This is a genomic window from Streptomyces sp. NPDC054887 (genome assembly GCF_053610585.1).
The window spans coordinates 1-16082 of sequence record NZ_JBSGYQ010000014.1; the positions used below are offsets into that span (position 1 = coordinate 1).

At 72.6% G+C, this 16082-nt stretch carries 13 protein-coding genes; 6 read left to right on the forward strand and 7 right to left on the reverse strand.

Going from position 1 to position 16082, the window contains the following annotated elements; genetic code table 11:
* Nucleotides 1-249 precede the first annotated feature (249 nt).
* Nucleotides 250-1563, reverse strand: coding sequence for an Nramp family divalent metal transporter (locus ACWGH0_RS10515; RefSeq protein WP_453403761.1), 1314 nt, complete (start codon nt 1561-1563; stop codon nt 250-252).
* Nucleotides 1564-1763: 200 nt separating this feature from the next.
* Between ACWGH0_RS10515 and ACWGH0_RS10520 the strand changes: the two genes are divergently transcribed.
* On the forward strand, nt 1764-3131 hold the full coding sequence (locus ACWGH0_RS10520; RefSeq protein WP_453403762.1) for a M14 family metallopeptidase: 1368 nt from the start codon (nt 1764-1766) through the stop codon (nt 3129-3131).
* 177 nt (nt 3132-3308) lie between these two features.
* Here the strand turns inward: ACWGH0_RS10520 and ACWGH0_RS10525 are convergent, their stop codons facing one another.
* The gene (locus tag ACWGH0_RS10525; RefSeq protein WP_453403763.1) at nt 3309-3836 is read right to left on the reverse strand and encodes a hypothetical protein; all 528 of its coding nucleotides are present in this window, start codon (nt 3834-3836) and stop codon (nt 3309-3311) included.
* Between the two features lie 129 nt (nt 3837-3965).
* On the opposite strand from ACWGH0_RS10525, the gene ACWGH0_RS10530 reads away from it, so the two are divergent.
* Nucleotides 3966-5246: a serine hydrolase domain-containing protein gene (locus tag ACWGH0_RS10530; protein ID WP_453403764.1), complete on the forward strand. Its 1281-nt coding sequence runs from the start codon at nt 3966-3968 to the stop codon at nt 5244-5246.
* 60 nt (nt 5247-5306) lie between these two features.
* Here ACWGH0_RS10530 and ACWGH0_RS10535 read toward each other — a convergent pair whose 3' ends face one another.
* The 4 genes from ACWGH0_RS10535 to ACWGH0_RS10550 all read right to left on the reverse strand — a co-directional run bounded on the left by ACWGH0_RS10535 (nt 5307) and on the right by ACWGH0_RS10550 (nt 9203).
* Nucleotides 5307-6779 (reverse strand): GntP family permease, encoded by a 1473-nt coding sequence (locus tag ACWGH0_RS10535; protein ID WP_453403765.1) that lies wholly within the window; start codon nt 6777-6779, stop codon nt 5307-5309.
* Between the two features lie 125 nt (nt 6780-6904).
* A complete protein-coding gene (locus tag ACWGH0_RS10540) occupies nt 6905-7315 on the reverse strand; it encodes a RidA family protein (RefSeq protein WP_453403766.1) in 411 nt (136 codons plus the stop codon).
* Nucleotides 7312-8082, reverse strand: a complete 771-nt coding sequence (locus ACWGH0_RS10545; RefSeq protein ID WP_453403767.1) for an IclR family transcriptional regulator — start codon at nt 8080-8082, stop codon at nt 7312-7314. The genes ACWGH0_RS10540 and ACWGH0_RS10545 overlap by 4 nt, the downstream gene beginning before the upstream one ends.
* Nucleotides 8079-9203 carry a sugar kinase gene (locus tag ACWGH0_RS10550; RefSeq protein WP_453403768.1) on the reverse strand — a complete coding sequence of 375 codons (1125 nt, stop codon included), beginning with the start codon at nt 9201-9203 and terminating at the stop codon, nt 8079-8081. The genes ACWGH0_RS10545 and ACWGH0_RS10550 overlap by 4 nt, the downstream gene beginning before the upstream one ends.
* Nucleotides 9204-9295: 92 nt before the next feature.
* On the opposite strand from ACWGH0_RS10550, the gene ACWGH0_RS10555 reads away from it, so the two are divergent.
* The gene (locus tag ACWGH0_RS10555; RefSeq protein ID WP_453403769.1) at nt 9296-10621 is read left to right on the forward strand and encodes an amino acid deaminase; all 1326 of its coding nucleotides are present in this window, start codon (nt 9296-9298) and stop codon (nt 10619-10621) included.
* Between the two features lie 79 nt (nt 10622-10700).
* Nucleotides 10701-12308 carry an N-acyl-D-amino-acid deacylase family protein gene (locus ACWGH0_RS10560; RefSeq protein WP_453403770.1) on the forward strand — a complete coding sequence of 536 codons (1608 nt, stop codon included), beginning with the start codon at nt 10701-10703 and terminating at the stop codon, nt 12306-12308.
* A 30-nt stretch (nt 12309-12338) separates the two neighbouring features.
* Here ACWGH0_RS10560 and mptB read toward each other — a convergent pair whose 3' ends face one another.
* Nucleotides 12339-13964 carry a polyprenol phosphomannose-dependent alpha 1,6 mannosyltransferase MptB gene (gene mptB, locus ACWGH0_RS10565; protein WP_453403771.1) on the reverse strand — a complete coding sequence of 542 codons (1626 nt, stop codon included), beginning with the start codon at nt 13962-13964 and terminating at the stop codon, nt 12339-12341.
* Nucleotides 13965-14265: 301 nt separating this feature from the next.
* Here mptB and ACWGH0_RS10570 point away from each other — a divergent pair, with 301 nt between their 5' ends.
* Together ACWGH0_RS10570 and ACWGH0_RS10575 are read left to right on the forward strand one after the other, a co-directional pair.
* The gene (locus tag ACWGH0_RS10570) at nt 14266-15477 is read left to right on the forward strand and encodes a pyridoxal phosphate-dependent aminotransferase (RefSeq protein ID WP_453403772.1); all 1212 of its coding nucleotides are present in this window, start codon (nt 14266-14268) and stop codon (nt 15475-15477) included.
* A gap of 88 nt (nt 15478-15565) precedes the next feature.
* Complete coding sequence (locus ACWGH0_RS10575; RefSeq protein ID WP_453403773.1) at nt 15566-15952, forward strand: SCO4983 family protein; 387 nt, start codon at nt 15566-15568, stop codon at nt 15950-15952.
* Nucleotides 15953-16082: the final 130 nt, after the last annotated feature.

Sequence of the window (16082 nt, forward strand, 5' to 3'; positions counted from 1 at the left end):
GCCCGCCTCCGCCTGTACCACGGGGGGGGCCCCCCCGGTCAACACCCCGCCTTACCTGGGGGCGGGGGGGGGGGGCGGCCGCCGCGGTTCTCCGGCGGCGCCGACTTCCGTGTCCGGCCGGGCCCCCATTGACGCGTGCGGTCGGACCCCCGGGTCCGGCCGGGCCGCCATTGACGCGTGTGCCCCCCGGTCCCCCCGGTCCGGCCGGGCCGCCGCTGACGTGTGCGGTCGGGCTCCCGGGTCCGGGTGCTACCAGGGCAGCTCCCGTACCTGCTGGACGCACAGCACGATGAACAGCAGGCCCGCCGCGATCAGCATTCCGTTGCTGAGCGGGCCGTTGCGCCATTCGGCCGGGGTGCGGGTCGAGTTGAGCAGCCACACGAGCGTCAGTGCCAGGAACGGCATGAAGAACGCGCCGAGCACGCCGTACACCACGACCAGGCCGAACGGCTGGTCCAGCCACAGCAGTGCCATGGGCGGGAAGGTCAGCCACAGCGCGTACGCCCGGAAGGGGAGGGAGCGCTCCTTCACGCCGGCGGCGACCTCCTCCACCGTGCCCACGTCGGCGGGGGCGCCCTTGCGGTCGCGCTGGAGGCGTTCGACGAAGTCGGCGAACATCAGGCTCACGCCGTGCCACACGCCGATGAGGGACGAGAACGACGTGGCGAAGAAGCCGACGAGGAAGAGCTTGGCGGTGACGGCGCCGTACCGGTCCTCGAGGATCCTGCCGAGGTCGATCAGGCCGCGGTCGCCCTTCGTGAGGGCGAGCTGGGAGGAGTGCAGCAGTTCGGCGCCGACGATCAGCATCGCGACGACGAAGATGCCGGTGGTGATGTACGCGACGCGGTTGTCGAGGCGCATCACCTTCATCCATCCGGAGTCGGTCCAGCCCTTGGCGTTCACCCAGTAGCCGTACGCCGCCATGGTGATGGTGCCGCCGACGCCGCCGATCAGGCCGAGGGTGTAGAGGAGCGAGCCGTCGGGGAGGACCGGGGCGAGGCCGGCGAAGGACGCGCCGATGTCCGGGCCGACGCGCAGGGCCACGTACACGACCACCACGAACATCACGCCGACCAGGATCGTCATGACCTTCTCGAAGACGGCGTACTGGTTGAACCAGACGAAGGCCAGGCCGATCAGGCCCGTGACGATCGCCCAGGTCTTGAGGCCGGGACCCTCGGGGAAGAGCGCCACGATGGGGAGGGCGGAGGACGACATGGCGGTCGCGCCGTAGACGAAGCCCCAGATGACGACGTAGATCGCGAAGTAGACGGTGGTCCACCGGCCGAGGCTGCGCCAGCCCTCGAAGAGGGTGCGGCCGGTGGCCAGGTGCCAGCGGCCGGCGGCTTCGGCCAGTGAGATCTTGACGACGCAGCCGATCACGGCGGCCCACATCAGCGTGTAGCCGAACTTGCTGCCCGCGATCAGCGTCGCGACGAGGTCGCCGGCTCCGACGCCGGTCGCGGCGACGACGATGCCCGGGCCGATGTACTTCCAACTGGACTTGCGCGGCGGGGAGACGGCTTTCCCCGTGCCGCTGCCGCTCTCTGTCGTCTCTGCCATGTCGGGCGTCCTCCCGCTCGTCCCCAAGTGGTGATCCACGTCACCAAAGCGGGGTCGGGGGTGATCGCGCAAGAGGACGACGGGGCGGACCGGTGGCCGAACACCGCTCTTGACCCGTTCATGCCATGCGCTCACCATGTGCCCAGCACTCCCGCACGACATGCGTCGCACACCCCCACACTCCCCACCCAGGAGACAGCATGCGACTTCGCATCCGCGGAAGAGGGTCCGCCGCGTCCGGCGCCTCCGCCAGGTCCGCCACTCTCGCGGGCCTCGCGGCCCTCGTGGCACTCGCCGTGGCGGCCCCGCTCACCGCGAACGCGTCCACGTCCGGGGCGCGATCCGCCCCCGCCGCCGCAGCCGAGGAAGTGATCAAGCAGTACGAGATCCACGGTCCGGCCACCGCCGCCGACCGCACCGCCGTCGCGGCCACCGGCGTGTCGGTGGACGAGTCCGACGACCACTCCGTCGTCGTCAGCGCCAACGCGGCCCAGCTCAAGCGGCTGAAGGCGCTCGGTTACGCGCCGAAGGCGCTGCCGGGGCCGCCGGCCCGCCTCAACGGGCTGGCCGCCGAACCGTTCGACTTCCCGCCCGCCGACTCGCGCTACCACAACTACGCCGAGATGAACGCGGAGATCGACCAGCGCCTCCAGCAGTACCCCAACCTCATGAGCAAGCGCGTGATCGGGAAGTCGTACCAGGGCCGCGATCTCATCGCCATCAAGATCAGCGACAACGTGGCGACCGACGAGAACGAGCCCGAGGTCCTCTTCACCCACCACCAGCACGCCCGCGAGCACCTGACCGTCGAGATGGCGCTCTACCTGCTGCGCGAGCTGGGGGCGGGCTACGGCTCCGACTCCCGGATCACCAACGCCGTCAACGGCCGCGAGATCTGGATCATCCCCGACCTCAACCCGGACGGCGGCGAGTACGACATCGCGTCGGGTTCGTACCGCAGCTGGCGCAAGAACCGGCAGCCCAACAGCGGTTCGTCGTACGTCGGTACGGACATGAACCGCAACTGGAACTACAAGTGGGGCTGCTGCGGCGGTTCCTCGGGGTCGTTCGGTTCGGAGACGTACCGGGGCCGCGCGGCCGAGTCCGCTCCCGAGGTGAAGGTCGTCGCCGACTTCGTCCGCTCCCGGATCGTCGGCGGGAAGCAGCAGATCAGGACCGGCATCGACTTCCACACGTACAGCGAGCTGGTGCTCTGGCCGTTCGGCTACACGAACGCGGACACGGCGCCCGGCATGACCCAGGACGACCGCAACGCCTTCGCCGCCGTCGGCCAGAAGATGGCGGCGAGCAACGGCTACACGCCGGAGCAGTCGAGCGACCTCTACATCACCGACGGGTCGATCGACGACTGGCTGTGGGGCAACCAGCGGATCTTCGGGTACACCTTCGAGATGTACCCGAGGAGTTCCGGCGGGGGCGGGTTCTACCCTCCCGACGAGGTGATCGAACGCGAGACCAGCCGCAACCGGGACGCGGTGCTGCAACTGCTGGAGAACTCCGACTGCATGTACCGGTCGATCGGCAAGGAGCAGCAGTACTGCGGCTGAGTGACCGTGAGCGCCAGTGACTGAGTGCGAGTGGCTGGTGCGAATGGTTGGTGCAAGTGGCCGGCGCGAGAGGCCGAGTGGCGGTGGCGTGGCGGTGGGGTGTGAGTCCCCGCCCCGGCCGCCGCCTCTCGGTCGTCGCCGGGGCCGCCCCGGGGGCCGTCGGCCTCTTCGTCGCCGTCAGCGTCCTGTGGGCGCTCCGGGCTGGTGGCCCCGGCCTGCGAGGTAGAAGTGCAGCACGGGGGCCAGGTGGGCGAACCACTCCTGGAGCTTGGCCTGGTTGCGGGCCGCGACCACGCCTTCGTAGAACCGGCCGTCGGGCAGCACGACCGCCACCATGAGGACTCCGCCACCGGGGCCGGCCTTGTAGTGGACGGTCGCGATGTCGTGCCAGGGGAAGTCGAGGGTGGCGCCGTCGCGTTCGAGCGACACGCCTTCGGAGTCGACCACGACCGCGTTGCGCCGGTCCGCCGCCAGGAAGTCCGGGCCGGGTGCGGGTGACGGGTGTACGGGTGCGGGTGCGCCCGCGGGCTGCGGTGCGTACGGCGAAGGTGCGTGGGGTGCGGGTGCGTGGGGTGCGGGGGCGTACGGCGAAGGGGCGTACGGCGGTTGGGGGGCGTAGGCCGGGGGCGGCGGGCCGAAGCCCTGGGGTGGCGGGGCGTACGTACCCGGCACCGCGCCGCCCTGCTGTCCGGTCTGTTCGTCCATGCCCCCAGTATGGACGCCCGCCCGCCGCGGTCACCGAACACGCCCACCTACGGCGCAAGCCCGTTCGCCGCCGTCGGCCGCGTGCTACACCGGGCCCGACCACTCCCCGCGGCGAACTGGACGCTACGCATGCACGTACGACTCTTGGCGCGATCCGTCTGTGACCGATCCCCGGCCACCCCGGCCCGGCGCACGCGTGCCCGTTCCTGGGCGGCGCTGCTGGTGGCCGCGCTGCTGCCGCTGTCCGCCGCCGCCCCGGCACTGGGCGTGCCCGCCGACGCGCAGGACGTGCGGGCCGTACGGGCGGCCGGGTCCCCGGAGCGGCTGACGCCGGACCTGGTCGCGCTGACGCAGCGGCTGCGCGTGCCGGGGGCGGTCGTGTCCGTCAGTACGCCCGAGTGGGGTACCTGGACCACGACGATCGGGACCGGCGACCTCGCGACCGCAAGGCCGATCAGTACCGCCGACCACATGCGTGTCGGCAGCATCACCAAGACCTTCACGGCGACGGTGATCCTCCAGCTCGTCGACGAAGACAGGCTGTCGCTCGACGATCCGGTGGCGGCCTACCGCCCGGACGTGCCCAACGGGAAGAACATCACCGTCCGCCACCTGCTCCAGATGACCAGCGGGCTCTACAACTACTCCGAGGACCTGGGCTTCAACCAGCGGCTCGACCGGAAGCCGCAGGCGCGGTGGACTCCCGGGGAGCTGCTGGACGTGGCGTTCAGCCACCGCCCGTACTTCAAGCCGGGCAAGGGGTGGCACTACTCCAACACGAACTACGTGCTGCTCGGGCTCATCGCCGAGCAGCTCACCCGTCAGCCGCTCGGGCGGCTGCTCCAGGAGCGGGTGTTCGGCCCGGTCGGCATGCACAGGACCGCGTTCGCCAACGGCTCGTCGATTCCCGGTCCGTACGCGCGGGGCTACCAGTTCATCGGCAACGTCGCGAGCCTGACCGCGCCGGTGCTGACCGGGAAGAAGGCCGCGTGGGCGAACTGGTCGGCCGGCGACCCGCTGGACGTCACGCACGTCGACGCCTCGTGGGCGTACGCCGCGGGCGCCGCCGCGTCCACCGTGGACGACCTGCGGCGATGGGCGCCGGCCCTGGCCACCGGGGCTCTGCTGAGCCCCGAGGTGCAGCGGGAGCGGCTGAACTTCGTCCCCACGTCCGACGTGCCCGGCAGGCCCACCTACGGGCTGGGGATCGCGAAGATCGACGGGTTCCTCGGCCACGACGGGCAGATCCCCGGCTACAACAGCTTCGTGGGCCACGACCCCGAGCGCGGAGCGACCATCGTGGTGCTCGTCAACCTGAACCAGTCGCCCGACGGCAGCGCGCCGGCCGACGAGCTGACCAAGTTCCTCATCGCCGAGCTCTTCCCCCGCGCGGGCACGGCCAGGGGCTGACGGTCGTACCCGTACCGCGCCCCGCCTCCTCTACGGCCGAGGAGGCGGGGCGCGGCGTCGTCAGAGCGCCAGGCTGAGGAGCGCCGCGACGGCGAAGCCCGCGACGGACAGGACCGACTCCAGCACCGTCCAGGACTTCAGGGTGTCCCGCTCGGATATGCCGAAGTACTTGGCGACGATCCAGAAACCGCCGTCGTTGACGTGCGAGGCGAAGATCGAGCCGGCCGAGATCGCCATGATGACCAGGGCAAGGAACGCCTGGGAGTGGCCGCCGTTCTCGACGAGGGGGAGGACGATGCCGGCGGTGGTGACGATGGCGACCGTCGCCGAGCCCTGCGCGACGCGCAGCACGAGGGAGATCAGGTACGCGAGGACGACGACGGGCAGACCCACGTCGTTGAACGTGTCGGACAGGGCCTGGGCGACGCCGCTCGCCTTGAGGACCGCGCCGAAGACACCGCCCGCGCCGACGACCAGCAGGATGTTGCCGACGGGCTTGAGGGACGAGGTCGACACCTGCTCCAGGGACTTGCGCGACCAGCCGCGCCGGATGCCGAGCAGGTAGTACGCCATCAGCAGCGCGATCGTCAGGGCGACGAAGGGGTGGCCGAAGAACTCGACGACCGAGCGCGGGGTGGACGGGTCGAGCGCGATGGAGGAGAACGTCGCGGCCAGGATGAGGACCAGCGGCGTGCCGATGATGGTGAGGACCGTGGCGAGCGGGACGGGCTGCTCCTGGGTGCCCCGGCCGGCGGCGGTCCGCTCTGCGGCGACGGCGGCCTTGGCGTCCTCGGCGGCCTCCACCATGTCCTGCGGGACCTCGACGAAGACGCGCTTGCCGATCCAGGCGGCGTACGCCCAGGCCGCGAGCACGGCGGGGACGCCGCAGACGACGCCCATGAGGATGACCCAGCCGAGCGACACCTGGAAGAGGCCGGCGGCGGCGACGGGACCCGGGTGCGGGGGCAGGAACGCGTGGGTCATGGAGAGGCCGGCGAGCAGCGGCATCGCGTACAGCAGGATCGACTTGCCGGAACGCTTGGCGGCGGCGTACACGATCGGGGCGAGGACGAAGATGCCGACGTCGAAGAAGACCGGGATGCCGAAGATGAGGCCGGTGAGGCCCATGGCGAGCGGGGCGCGCTTCTCGCCGAAGAGGCCCAGCAGGCGCGAGGACAGCACCTCGGCCCCGCCGCTGACTTCGAGTATCGCGCCGAGCATCGTGCCGAGGCCGATGATGATCGCGACGTGGCCGAGGATGCCGCCCATGCCGGATTCGATGACGGAGACGACGGCCGACTTCTGGACCGTGCCGAAGAGTTCGGTGACCGACAGGCCCGCGCCGAGGCCGACCGCGATGGAGACGGCGAGGAGCGCGACGAACGGCTGGAGCCTGACCTTGATGATGAGGACCAGGAGCAGGGCGATGCCGAGGGCGGCGACGGTCAGGAGGCCGGCGGTGCCGTCGACGAGGGCGAGGAGACCGCCGGTGTGGGGTGGGGTCTGAGCGGTGGCGGTGGCGGCGAGCAGCATGCGGGGGACCTCGTCATTCCACGGGGCTTTCGGGCAGGGGGGATCGCGGCACGGCGCCCGGGCGGTGGGCGCCGTGCCGTGACGGCGTACGGGGAAGGGGGTGCGGGGCGCGGGTGCGGGGCGCGTCAGCTCAGGACGGCGAGCGCGTCGATCTCGACGAGGAGTCCGGCCGGGAGCCCGACGTAGACGGTCGTACGGGCGGCGGGGGCCTCCTTGAGGCCCTGCTCCTCGAAGTACGCGTTGTAGATCTCGTTCATCTCGGCGAAGTGGCCGGTGTCGGTGAGGTAGACGCGCATCATCATCACGTCGTCCCAGGTCGCACCGCCCGCCTCCAGGATCGCCTTGACGTTGGCGAAGGTCTGGAGGGTCTGCACGCGCAGGGTCGGGCCCGCGGGCGTGGGCGCCTCGCCCTCCACGGCCGGCAGGAAGCCGACCTGACCGGCGACCTGGAGGATGTTGCCCTTGCGTACGCCGTGGGAGAACCTGGCCGGCGGGGCGGTGTGGGTGGGCGGGGTGATCGCGGTCTTCTCGCTCATGCGCTTGCTTCCTTCGGGGGTGTGTTTCCTGAGTACTCCCTGCTGATGGCGTCGGCGGTGCGGCGCACCAGCGGCAGGAGGGTGAGGAGTTCCTCGGCGGTGACGACGACGTTCGGCGCGGACACCGACATGGCGGCGACGACCCGGCCGTCCGCGCCGCGGACGGGGGCCGCGACGCAGTTGATGGACTCCTCGTGGCCGCCGAGGTCGGTGGCCCAGCCCTGTTCGCGTACGAGCGCCAGCTCCTTGAGGAAGGCGGCGGCGTTCGGTGTCGAACGGGAGGTGTACGCCGGGTAGTCGAGCTTCTCCGCGAGGGCGCGGCGCTCGGCCTCGGGGAGGTCGGCCAGCAGCAGTTTCGCGACGGCGGCGACGGTGATCGCGACGGGTTTGCCGATGCGCGAGTACATGCGGACGGGGTAGCGGCTCTCGACCTTGTCGATGTAGAGGACCTCGACCTCGGTCTCCTCGTACACGGCGAGGTGGACGGTGTGCCCGCACGCGGTGTTGAGGGCGGCGAGGTGGGGGTGGGCGATCTCGCGCACGTCGAGGTTCTCGACGGCTTCCTGGGCGAGGGCGAAGAGGCGGGCGCCGAGGCGGTAGCGCTGGTCCTGCTGCCGGTAGACGAGGCCGTGCTCGTGGAGGGTGCGCAGGAGGCGCAGGGCGGTGGACTTGTGCACGCCGAGGCGGTCGGCGACCTGTCCGAGGTCGGCCGGTCCCTGCGCGAGCAGCGGCAGGATGCTCAGCGCTCGGTCGACGGTCTGGCTCATGGCGTACGTTCCTCCTGGTCGTCGGCGCCCTGTGCGGGGGCTGGACCGGCTGCGGCCGCTTCGCCCGCTTCGGTCCACCCCGGGCCGAGACGAAGTCTCCCCCAGGCGTCCGGGTCGAGGGCCGCCAGGCGGTCGGCGTGCGCGCGGGACGGGGGCGTGCCGAGGTCGCCGGGGACGGTGAGCGCCGCGGCGGCCATGAGGTGACCGTGCCGGAGCCGGTCGCGTACGGGGAGCCCGCGCAGGGTCGCGGAGAGGAATCCGGCGGCGAAGGCGTCCCCGGCGCCGACGGGGGCGACGACGTCGACGCGGAGGGCGGGGACGGTGGTGACGGTGTCCCCGCCCGTGGCGGCGCGGGTGTAGGCCGTCGCGCCCGTGGCGCCCTGTTTGACCACCAGGGTGTCCGGTTGGGGCAGCGTCTCGCGGATCGCGGACGCGCCCCGCACGCCCCAGGCCGTCTCGGCCTCGTCCTCGCCGACGAAGACGAGGTCCGCGCCGCGCGCGAGGTCGAGCAGCACCCGGGGGCCGTCCGCCCCGCGCCACAGGTGCGCGCGGTGGTTCACGTCGAAGGAGACCAGCGGGCGGCCGGCGCGGCGGGCGGTCAGTGTGCGCATCAGCGCGAGGCAGTCGGCGGAGAGCGCCGCCGTGATGCCGGACAGGTGCAGTACCCGGCCCGCGGCCAGTGCGCCGAGCGGCACGGTGCGCGGGGACATGGCGGAGGCGGCGGACCCGGCGCGGTAGTAGACGACCTCGAAGCCGTCGGCGTCGCGGTCGTCCGCCGTGCGGAAGTAGACGCCGGTGGGGCGGTCGGGGTCGCGCCGGACGGCGGAGGTGTCGACTCCGTAGGCGGCGATGGTGTCGACGAGGTGGTCGCCGAAGCCGTCCGCGCCGACCCTGCCGACCCACCGCGTGCGGTGCCCGGCGGCGGCGAGTGCGCAGGCGACATTGGACTCCGCGCCCCCGATGCCTCGCCCGAAGGAGGGTACGTCGGCGAGGCGGCCGGGCCGGGAGGGCAGGAACGTCACCATGGACTCGCCGAGGCAGACGACATCCACCGTCACGGCGTCCGCTCCTGGCTCTGCTGGTTCGTCCGCGGGCGCGGTCACGATCGGGCTCCTCACCATTGACCCTGCGTCGGCTCGGATGTTAGACAGCGTTCAGCGTTACGCGCAATGGTCGTTGCACATGCTGCAACATGACGTGTGAGGAGGCCAGTATGGCCGTCGACAACCCGGCCGGACGAGGCGCCGACCGTACGGACGGTGCGGGCCGAGCGGCCCTCGCGGCGCTCGCCGGGGAGCGCGTGGACCACCGCTTCAAGGCGCTCCCGCCGGACGCCGACGGGCTGACCGTCGGCGAGCTCGCCGCCGAGCGGCGCAACCTCTTCACGGGCGGCTTCACCACCCCCGTCCTCGCGCTCTCCGCCGAGTCGCTCGAACACAACCTCGCCGCGCTGGAGACGTACGCCGAGCGCCACGGCCTCGCGTTCGCCCCGCACGGGAAGACGTCGATGGCGCCCCAGCTCTTCGCCCGCCAGCTGGAGCGCGGTGCGTGGGGCATCACCGCCGCCGTCCCGCACCAGGCGCGCGTCTACCGGGCGTACGGCATCCAGCGCGTCTTCCTCGCCAACGAGGTCGTCGACGCGGCGGCGCTGCGCTGGCTGGCCGCGGAACTCGACGCGGACCCCGGCTTCCGCTTCGTCTGCTACGTCGACTCCGTGCGCGGAGTGCGCCTGATGGACGAGGCGCTGCGGGCGGCCGCCGCGTCCCGCCCGGTGGAGGTGGTCGTCGAACTCGGCGCCGGGGAGGGCGCCCGTACCGGTGCCCGGACGGCCGCCGACTGCGCGGCGGTCGCGGACGCGGTCGCGGCCACGTCGACGCTGCGGCTGGTGGGAATGGCCGGGTACGAGGGCGAGGTCCCCCGGGCGGACGGCGACCGGGTGCGCGCGTGGGTGCGTGAACTGGTCGCGGTGGCGGTGGAGTTCGACAAGGCCGGCCGGTTCGCCGGGGCGCCGGAGATCGTGGTCAGCGCGGGTGGCAGCGCGTGGTTCGACGCGGTCGCGGAGGTGTTCGCCGAGATCCCCGAGCTGTCGCTGCCGGTCCTCAAACTGCTCCGGTCCGGCGCCTACGTGTCGCACGACGACGGCCACTACAGCCGCCTCACCCCGTTCAACCGGGTCGCGCGGGAGGGCGGACTCCAGCCGGCGTTCCGCCTGTGGGCGCAGGTCGTCTCCCGGCCCACCCCGGAGCAGGCGTTCGTCAACGCGGGCAAGCGGGACGCGGCGTACGACCTGGACCTGCCGGTGGCGCAGGCGGTACGGGACGCCGAAACGGGCGAGATCCGCCCGGCGCACGGCATCACGGTCACCGGACTGTCGGACCAGCACGCCTGGGTGCGTACGGAGCCGGAGGCCCGTCTGGAGGTCGGCGACTGGCTCGGGCTCGGCCTCTCGCACCCGTGCACGTCGTTCGACAAGTGGCAGCTCATCCCCCTGGTGGAGGCGGACGGCACGGTCACGGACTACATCCGCACGTTCTTCTAGCCCGCGGCGGCCCGGCGCGGGGGCGGCGGCCCCCGCCCGTCGCCCCCTGTTCCGCAGCCACCGAGAGAGGCGAACAGCCATGGACCTCGTCATCCGCGACGTACGCGTCATCGACGGCACCGGCGGTGCCTCCTACCGCGCCGACGTCGGCCTGGCCGGGGGCCGCGTCGCCCGGATCCGGCGGCCCGGCGACGGCGGCCCGCGGCTCGGCGCGCCGCGCACGCTGGACGCGCACGGCCTCGCCCTCTCCCCCGGCTTCATCGACATGCACGCCCACAGCGACCTCGCGCTGCTCCGCGACCCCGACCACAGCGCCAAGGCGGCCCAGGGCGTGACGCTCGAAGTCCTCGGCCAGGACGGCCTGTCGTACGCACCGGTCGACGACCGCACCCTGGCGGAGGTCCGCAGGACGATCACCGGCTGGAACGGCGGCGGGCCCGGGGACACGAGCGTCGACTTCGACTGGCGGACCGTCGGCGAGTACCTCGACCGGCTGGACCGGGGCATCGCCGTCAACGCCGCGTACCTCGTCCCGCAGGGCACGGTCCGCATGTACGCGACCGGCTGGGAGGACCGGCCGGCCACCCCCGCCGAGCTGGCCCGCATGCGGCAGCTCGTCGCCGAGGGCATGGAGCAGGGCGCCGTCGGCATGTCCTCGGGCCTGACGTACACCCCCGGCATGTACGCGGACGACGCCGAACTGACGGAACTGTGCCGCGTGGTGGCGCGGTACGGCGGCTACTACTGCCCCCACCACCGCTCGTACGGCGCCGGGGCCCTGGCGGCCTACGAGGAGATGACGACCCTCGCCCGCGACGCGGGCTGCGCGCTGCACCTGGCCCACGCCACCATGAACTTCGGCGTGAACAAGGGCCGGGCACCCGACCTCCTCGCCCTGCTCGACGGGGCGCTCGCCGCGGGCGCCGACATCTCGCTCGACACCTACCCCTACACACCGGGCTGCACGACGCTCGTCGCCATGCTGCCGAGCTGGGCGAACGAAGGAGGTCCCGAGGCGGTGCTCGCCCGTCTGCGGGACGACGGGAGCGCCGAGCGGATCCGGCACCACCTGGAGGTGGTCGGCTCGGACGGCTGCCACGGCGTCCCCATCGAGTGGGACACGATCGAGATATCCGGTGTGAGCGACCCGGCGCTCGCGGGCTGCGTGGGCAGGACGATCGCCGAGTCCGCCGCCCTGCGGGGCGAGGAACCCTGGGCCACCGCCCGCCGTCTGCTCGTCGACGACCACCTCGGCCCGACGATCCTCCAGCACGTCGGCCATGAGGAGAACGTCCGCGCGATCATGCGCCACCGGGTCCACACCGGCGGCAGCGACGGCATCCTCCAGGGCGACAAGCCGCACCCGCGCGCGTACGGCACCTTCCCCCACTATCTGGGCCACTACGCCCGCGACCTGGGCGTCCTGTCGCTGGAGGAGTGCGTCGCGCACCTCACCTCGCGCCCGGCGGCGCGCCTGCGGCTGCCGGACCGGGGGCTCGTACGGGAGGGATACCGCGCCGACCTGGTGCTGTTCGACCCGGACACCGTCGCGGCGGGCTCCACCTTCGAGGCCCCGCGCACCCTGCCGGTGGGCATCCCGCACGTCCTGATCGACGGCCGGTTCGTGATCGAGGACGGGAAGCGGACGGACGTCCTCGCGGGGCGGTCGGTACGGCGTACCGCCTGAGCGCGGGACCGTCCCGCGAAGGCGGGGGCGCTACCGCACCGGCGCGGGGCGCTTCGAGCCGTCGGCCGGCCCGTCGCCCGGACCGCCGGGCGTCGCGGCGGTCCGCGCCGGCGCGGGGTCCGCGTGGGTGCGCATCGAGGGCAGGGCGACGGCCGGGGTCGTGCGGCGTACGGGCCCGCTCGCCGGTCCGCCGGTACGCCGGAAGCCCGCCGGTGGCGGCCACCGGCCGCTCTCGCGCAGCAGCAGCACCGCACCCAGCGCGCACACGGCCCCCGCGAGGTAGAAGCCGTAGCCCGGGGTGCTGCCCGTGGGGTGCGTCTCGTAGACGAGGGCGGCCGACAGCACCGAAAGGACGCGGCCGAGCCGGCCGTTCCAGGCGGTGGCCGCGACGACGGCCGTGCCCCAGAGCAGGTACCACGGCTGCACCATCGGCGAGAGGGCCACCAGCGCCACCAGCGCCACGCCCAGTGCGTGGACCGGGTGCGGCGGCGGACCGCCCCGCCAGGGCCGCACCCGGCGGAAGGTGGCCAGGGCGGCGTACCCGATGACGGCGACCGCGAGGACGAGGCCCAGCGTCTGGAACACGCGCTTGACCGGCTGCGGGTCCCAGCCCCACAGGGCCCGCGCCAACTCGCCGGCGCCCAGGCCGATGTCGCTCGTGGCCGACAGCGCGGTGTGGATGGTCCCGGCGACGCTCTGCGTGTGCAGCCATCCGAAGCCGGTGCCGCAGAGCAGGGTGGCGGTCACGGCGACCGCCGCGGCGACCAGACCGGGGACGGCGAACGCCTTGGCGACGCGCCACGGCAGGGGGCCGGAGGTGCGGCGTACGGCGAGGGTTCCGACGAAGAGCAGGGCGACGGCCGCCGGCGACTTGACCATCATCGCCAGCGCGACGACGGCGCTGCCGAGGATCCAGCGGCCGCGCAGCGCGCACACCAGGCCCGTCAGCATGAGGGCGATCATCAGGCCGTCGTTGTGCATGCCGCCCACGACGTGCATCAGCAGCAGCGGGTTGAGGGCGCCGAGCCACAGCGCGCCGGTCTCACTGGCGCCCCGCGCGCGGGCGATGCGGAGCGTGGCCCAGACGATCAGGGCGAGCGCGGCGAGGGCGACGAGCCGCATCCCGAGTACGGCGGGGACGATCCGGCCGTCGGTCACGAGCGCGACCCATTTCGCCAGCACGAGGAAGACGGGCCCGTACGGGGCCGGGCTGTCCCTCCACTGGGCGCCGCTGCTCGCCGCCGCGTCGGCGCCGAGTTCGTCCGGGCCGATGAGCGAGGGGCCGGACGTGTAGACGTCGTGGCCCTCGACGACCATCGCGCCCTGGGCGATGTAGCTGTAGACGTCGGCGCTGTGCAGCGGAGGCGCCGCCACGAGCGGGGCCGCCCACCAGACCAGCGTGACCAGCACGTCGCGCACCTCGCCCGCCGCGCCCCGGGCCACGAGCCGCCCGTACTGCCACCAGGCCGCGACCAGCACGGTCAGGCCCAGATACGCCAGGACGGCGGCGACCGCGGTCGTCGTGGTCCCGTGGGGTATCCACAGCCCCCACGGGTCGCGAGCCGGCAGCCTCCCGGCGGCCATGCCGCCCACGGCCGCGGCGACCGATCCGGCGGCGCCCAGCCGGCGGTACCCGGCAGCACTCAGCGTCCACATGAACGGTCAACTTATCCGAGCCGGGGAAACGGCCGGAGGACGCGTGGGAACGGCCGGGCGGCGGAGCGGGCCGGGGAGGTCACGCCACTTCGGCACCGCCGTCACCGCTGCTGTCACAGCCACCGTCGGCCTGACCGTGACCGCCACCGTCAGCCTGCCGTGACCGCCGCCGTCGCGGCCGCCGTCACCGCCGCCGGTTCGGTGATTCGTGCAGGTCAGGGCGGTGGCGCCGGGACCGCCGCGCACCCGCGTGGCCAAAAACACGAAGCGGGTCCCGTTATGCACCCGTAAGGTGGCCAGCATGCAGGTGATCCAGTCGACGAAGCTCGCAAACGTCTGTTACGAAATCCGCGGCCCCGTGCTCGAGGAGGCGATGCGGCTCGAAGCGGCGGGTCACCGCATCCTCAAGCTCAACACCGGCAACCCGGCGGCGTTCGGTTTCGAGTGCCCGCCCGAGATCCTTGAGGACATCCTCCGCAACCTCGCGGGCGCGCACGGCTACGGCGACGCGAAGGGCCTGCTGGCGGCGCGGCGCGCGGTCATGCAGCACTACCAGACCAAGGGCATCGAGCTGGACGTCGAGGACATCTACCTCGGCAACGGCGTCTCCGAGCTGATCCAGATGTCGATGCAGGCGCTGCTCGACGACGGCGACGAGGTGCTCGTACCGGCGCCGGACTACCCGCTGTGGACCGCGTCCGTCTCGCTGGCCGGCGGCACCGCCGTGCACTACCGCTGCGACGAGCAGGCCGACTGGATGCCGGACCTCGCCGACATCGAGCGCAAGATCACGGACCGCACCAAGGCCATCGTGATCATCAACCCGAACAATCCGACGGGTGCGGTGTACGACGACGAGATGCTGCGGGGGCTGACCGAGATCGCCCGCCGCCACAACCTGATCGTCTGCTCCGACGAGATCTACGACCGGATCCTGTACGACGGCGCCACGCACACGCCGACCGCCGCCATCGCGCCCGACCTGCTCACCCTCACCTTCAACGGCCTGTCGAAGAACTACCGCGTCGCCGGCTACCGCAGCGGCTGGCTGGCGGTCTGCGGCCCGAAGGCGCACGCCTCCTCGTACATCGAGGGGCTCACGATCCTCGCCAACATGCGCCTGTGCGCCAACATGCCGTCGCAGCACGCGGTGGCCACGGCGCTCGGCGGCCGGCAGTCGATCGAGGACCTGGTGCTGCCGGGCGGCCGGATCCTGGAGCAGCGGAACACGGCGTACGAACTGCTCACCCAGATCCCGGGCATCACCTGCGTGAAGCCCAAGGGCGCCCTGTACCTCTTCCCGCGCCTCGACCCCAAGGTCTACAAGATCAAGGACGACCGCGAGATGGTCCTCGACCTGCTGCGGGCCGAGAAGATCATGGTCGTGCAGGGTACGGGCTTCAACTGGCCCGAGCCGGACCACTTCCGCATCGTGACGCTCCCGGCGGTGGAGGAGCTGGCGGACGCCGTGACGCGGATCGGGACCTTCCTGGACGGATACGGGCAGCCGTAGGCGGGGGCCGCCCCTACGGATCGACCGGACTCAACTTTAGACAGAATCTAATGTAGGCTGGAGTCCTGATCCTGTCAGGAGGCCATCCATGTACGAGCCGATCCGTACCAAGTCGGTGCACCGCATGGCCGCCGACCGGGCCGACTTCCCGCACCGCTCCCGCGAGGAGGAGCTGGACATCCAGCTCGCCGGACACCTGGCGGCGCTCCTCGCGGTCACCGACGAGCTGGGTCTGGGCGCGGCGGCCGACCGCATCGCCACCCAGGTCGCCCGGCTGCGCGGTGCCCCGCCGGCCCGGCACGCCGGTCTCACCCACGCGGACCCGATCGCGCTCCATCGCCGCGCCCACGAGCTGGCGGGCCGCGCGCTCGTCGTCGCCGCCTCGCGCGCCGACACGGCGGTCGCGATCCTGGCCGCCGAGCGCATGGACGCCCACGCGGCCGCGCTCGAAGAGCTCCTCGTCGGAGCCCACTGACGGCCCCGGCCCGCGTGCCTTCGCGGCGCACGGGCCGGGTGCCACCGAATGAACCGCTCCCCCGGCGAAAAGAACAACCCCCGAAGCCGTGAGGGGGCTTCGGGGGTTGTGCCGCGGCGGGTCTGTGACC

Bases quoted from the DNA above. Each gene is read 5' to 3' on its own strand.
- ACWGH0_RS10515 (WP_453403761.1), bottom strand. From the start codon at position 1,563: ATGGCAGAGACGACAGAGAGCGGCAGCGGCACGGGGAAAGCCGTCTCC.
- ACWGH0_RS10520 (WP_453403762.1), top strand. From the start codon at position 1,764: ATGCGACTTCGCATCCGCGGAAGAGGGTCCGCCGCGTCCGGCGCCTCC.
- ACWGH0_RS10525 (WP_453403763.1), bottom strand. From the start codon at position 3,836: ATGGACGAACAGACCGGACAGCAGGGCGGCGCGGTGCCGGGTACGTAC.
- ACWGH0_RS10530 (WP_453403764.1), top strand. From the start codon at position 3,966: ATGCACGTACGACTCTTGGCGCGATCCGTCTGTGACCGATCCCCGGCC.
- ACWGH0_RS10535 (WP_453403765.1), bottom strand. From the start codon at position 6,779: ATGCTGCTCGCCGCCACCGCCACCGCTCAGACCCCACCCCACACCGGC.
- ACWGH0_RS10540 (WP_453403766.1), bottom strand. From the start codon at position 7,315: ATGAGCGAGAAGACCGCGATCACCCCGCCCACCCACACCGCCCCGCCG.
- ACWGH0_RS10545 (WP_453403767.1), bottom strand. From the start codon at position 8,082: ATGAGCCAGACCGTCGACCGAGCGCTGAGCATCCTGCCGCTGCTCGCG.
- ACWGH0_RS10550 (WP_453403768.1), bottom strand. From the start codon at position 9,203: ATGGTGAGGAGCCCGATCGTGACCGCGCCCGCGGACGAACCAGCAGAG.
- ACWGH0_RS10555 (WP_453403769.1), top strand. From the start codon at position 9,296: ATGGCCGTCGACAACCCGGCCGGACGAGGCGCCGACCGTACGGACGGT.
- ACWGH0_RS10560 (WP_453403770.1), top strand. From the start codon at position 10,701: ATGGACCTCGTCATCCGCGACGTACGCGTCATCGACGGCACCGGCGGT.
- mptB (WP_453403771.1), bottom strand. From the start codon at position 13,964: ATGTGGACGCTGAGTGCTGCCGGGTACCGCCGGCTGGGCGCCGCCGGA.
- ACWGH0_RS10570 (WP_453403772.1), top strand. From the start codon at position 14,266: ATGCAGGTGATCCAGTCGACGAAGCTCGCAAACGTCTGTTACGAAATC.
- ACWGH0_RS10575 (WP_453403773.1), top strand. From the start codon at position 15,566: ATGTACGAGCCGATCCGTACCAAGTCGGTGCACCGCATGGCCGCCGAC.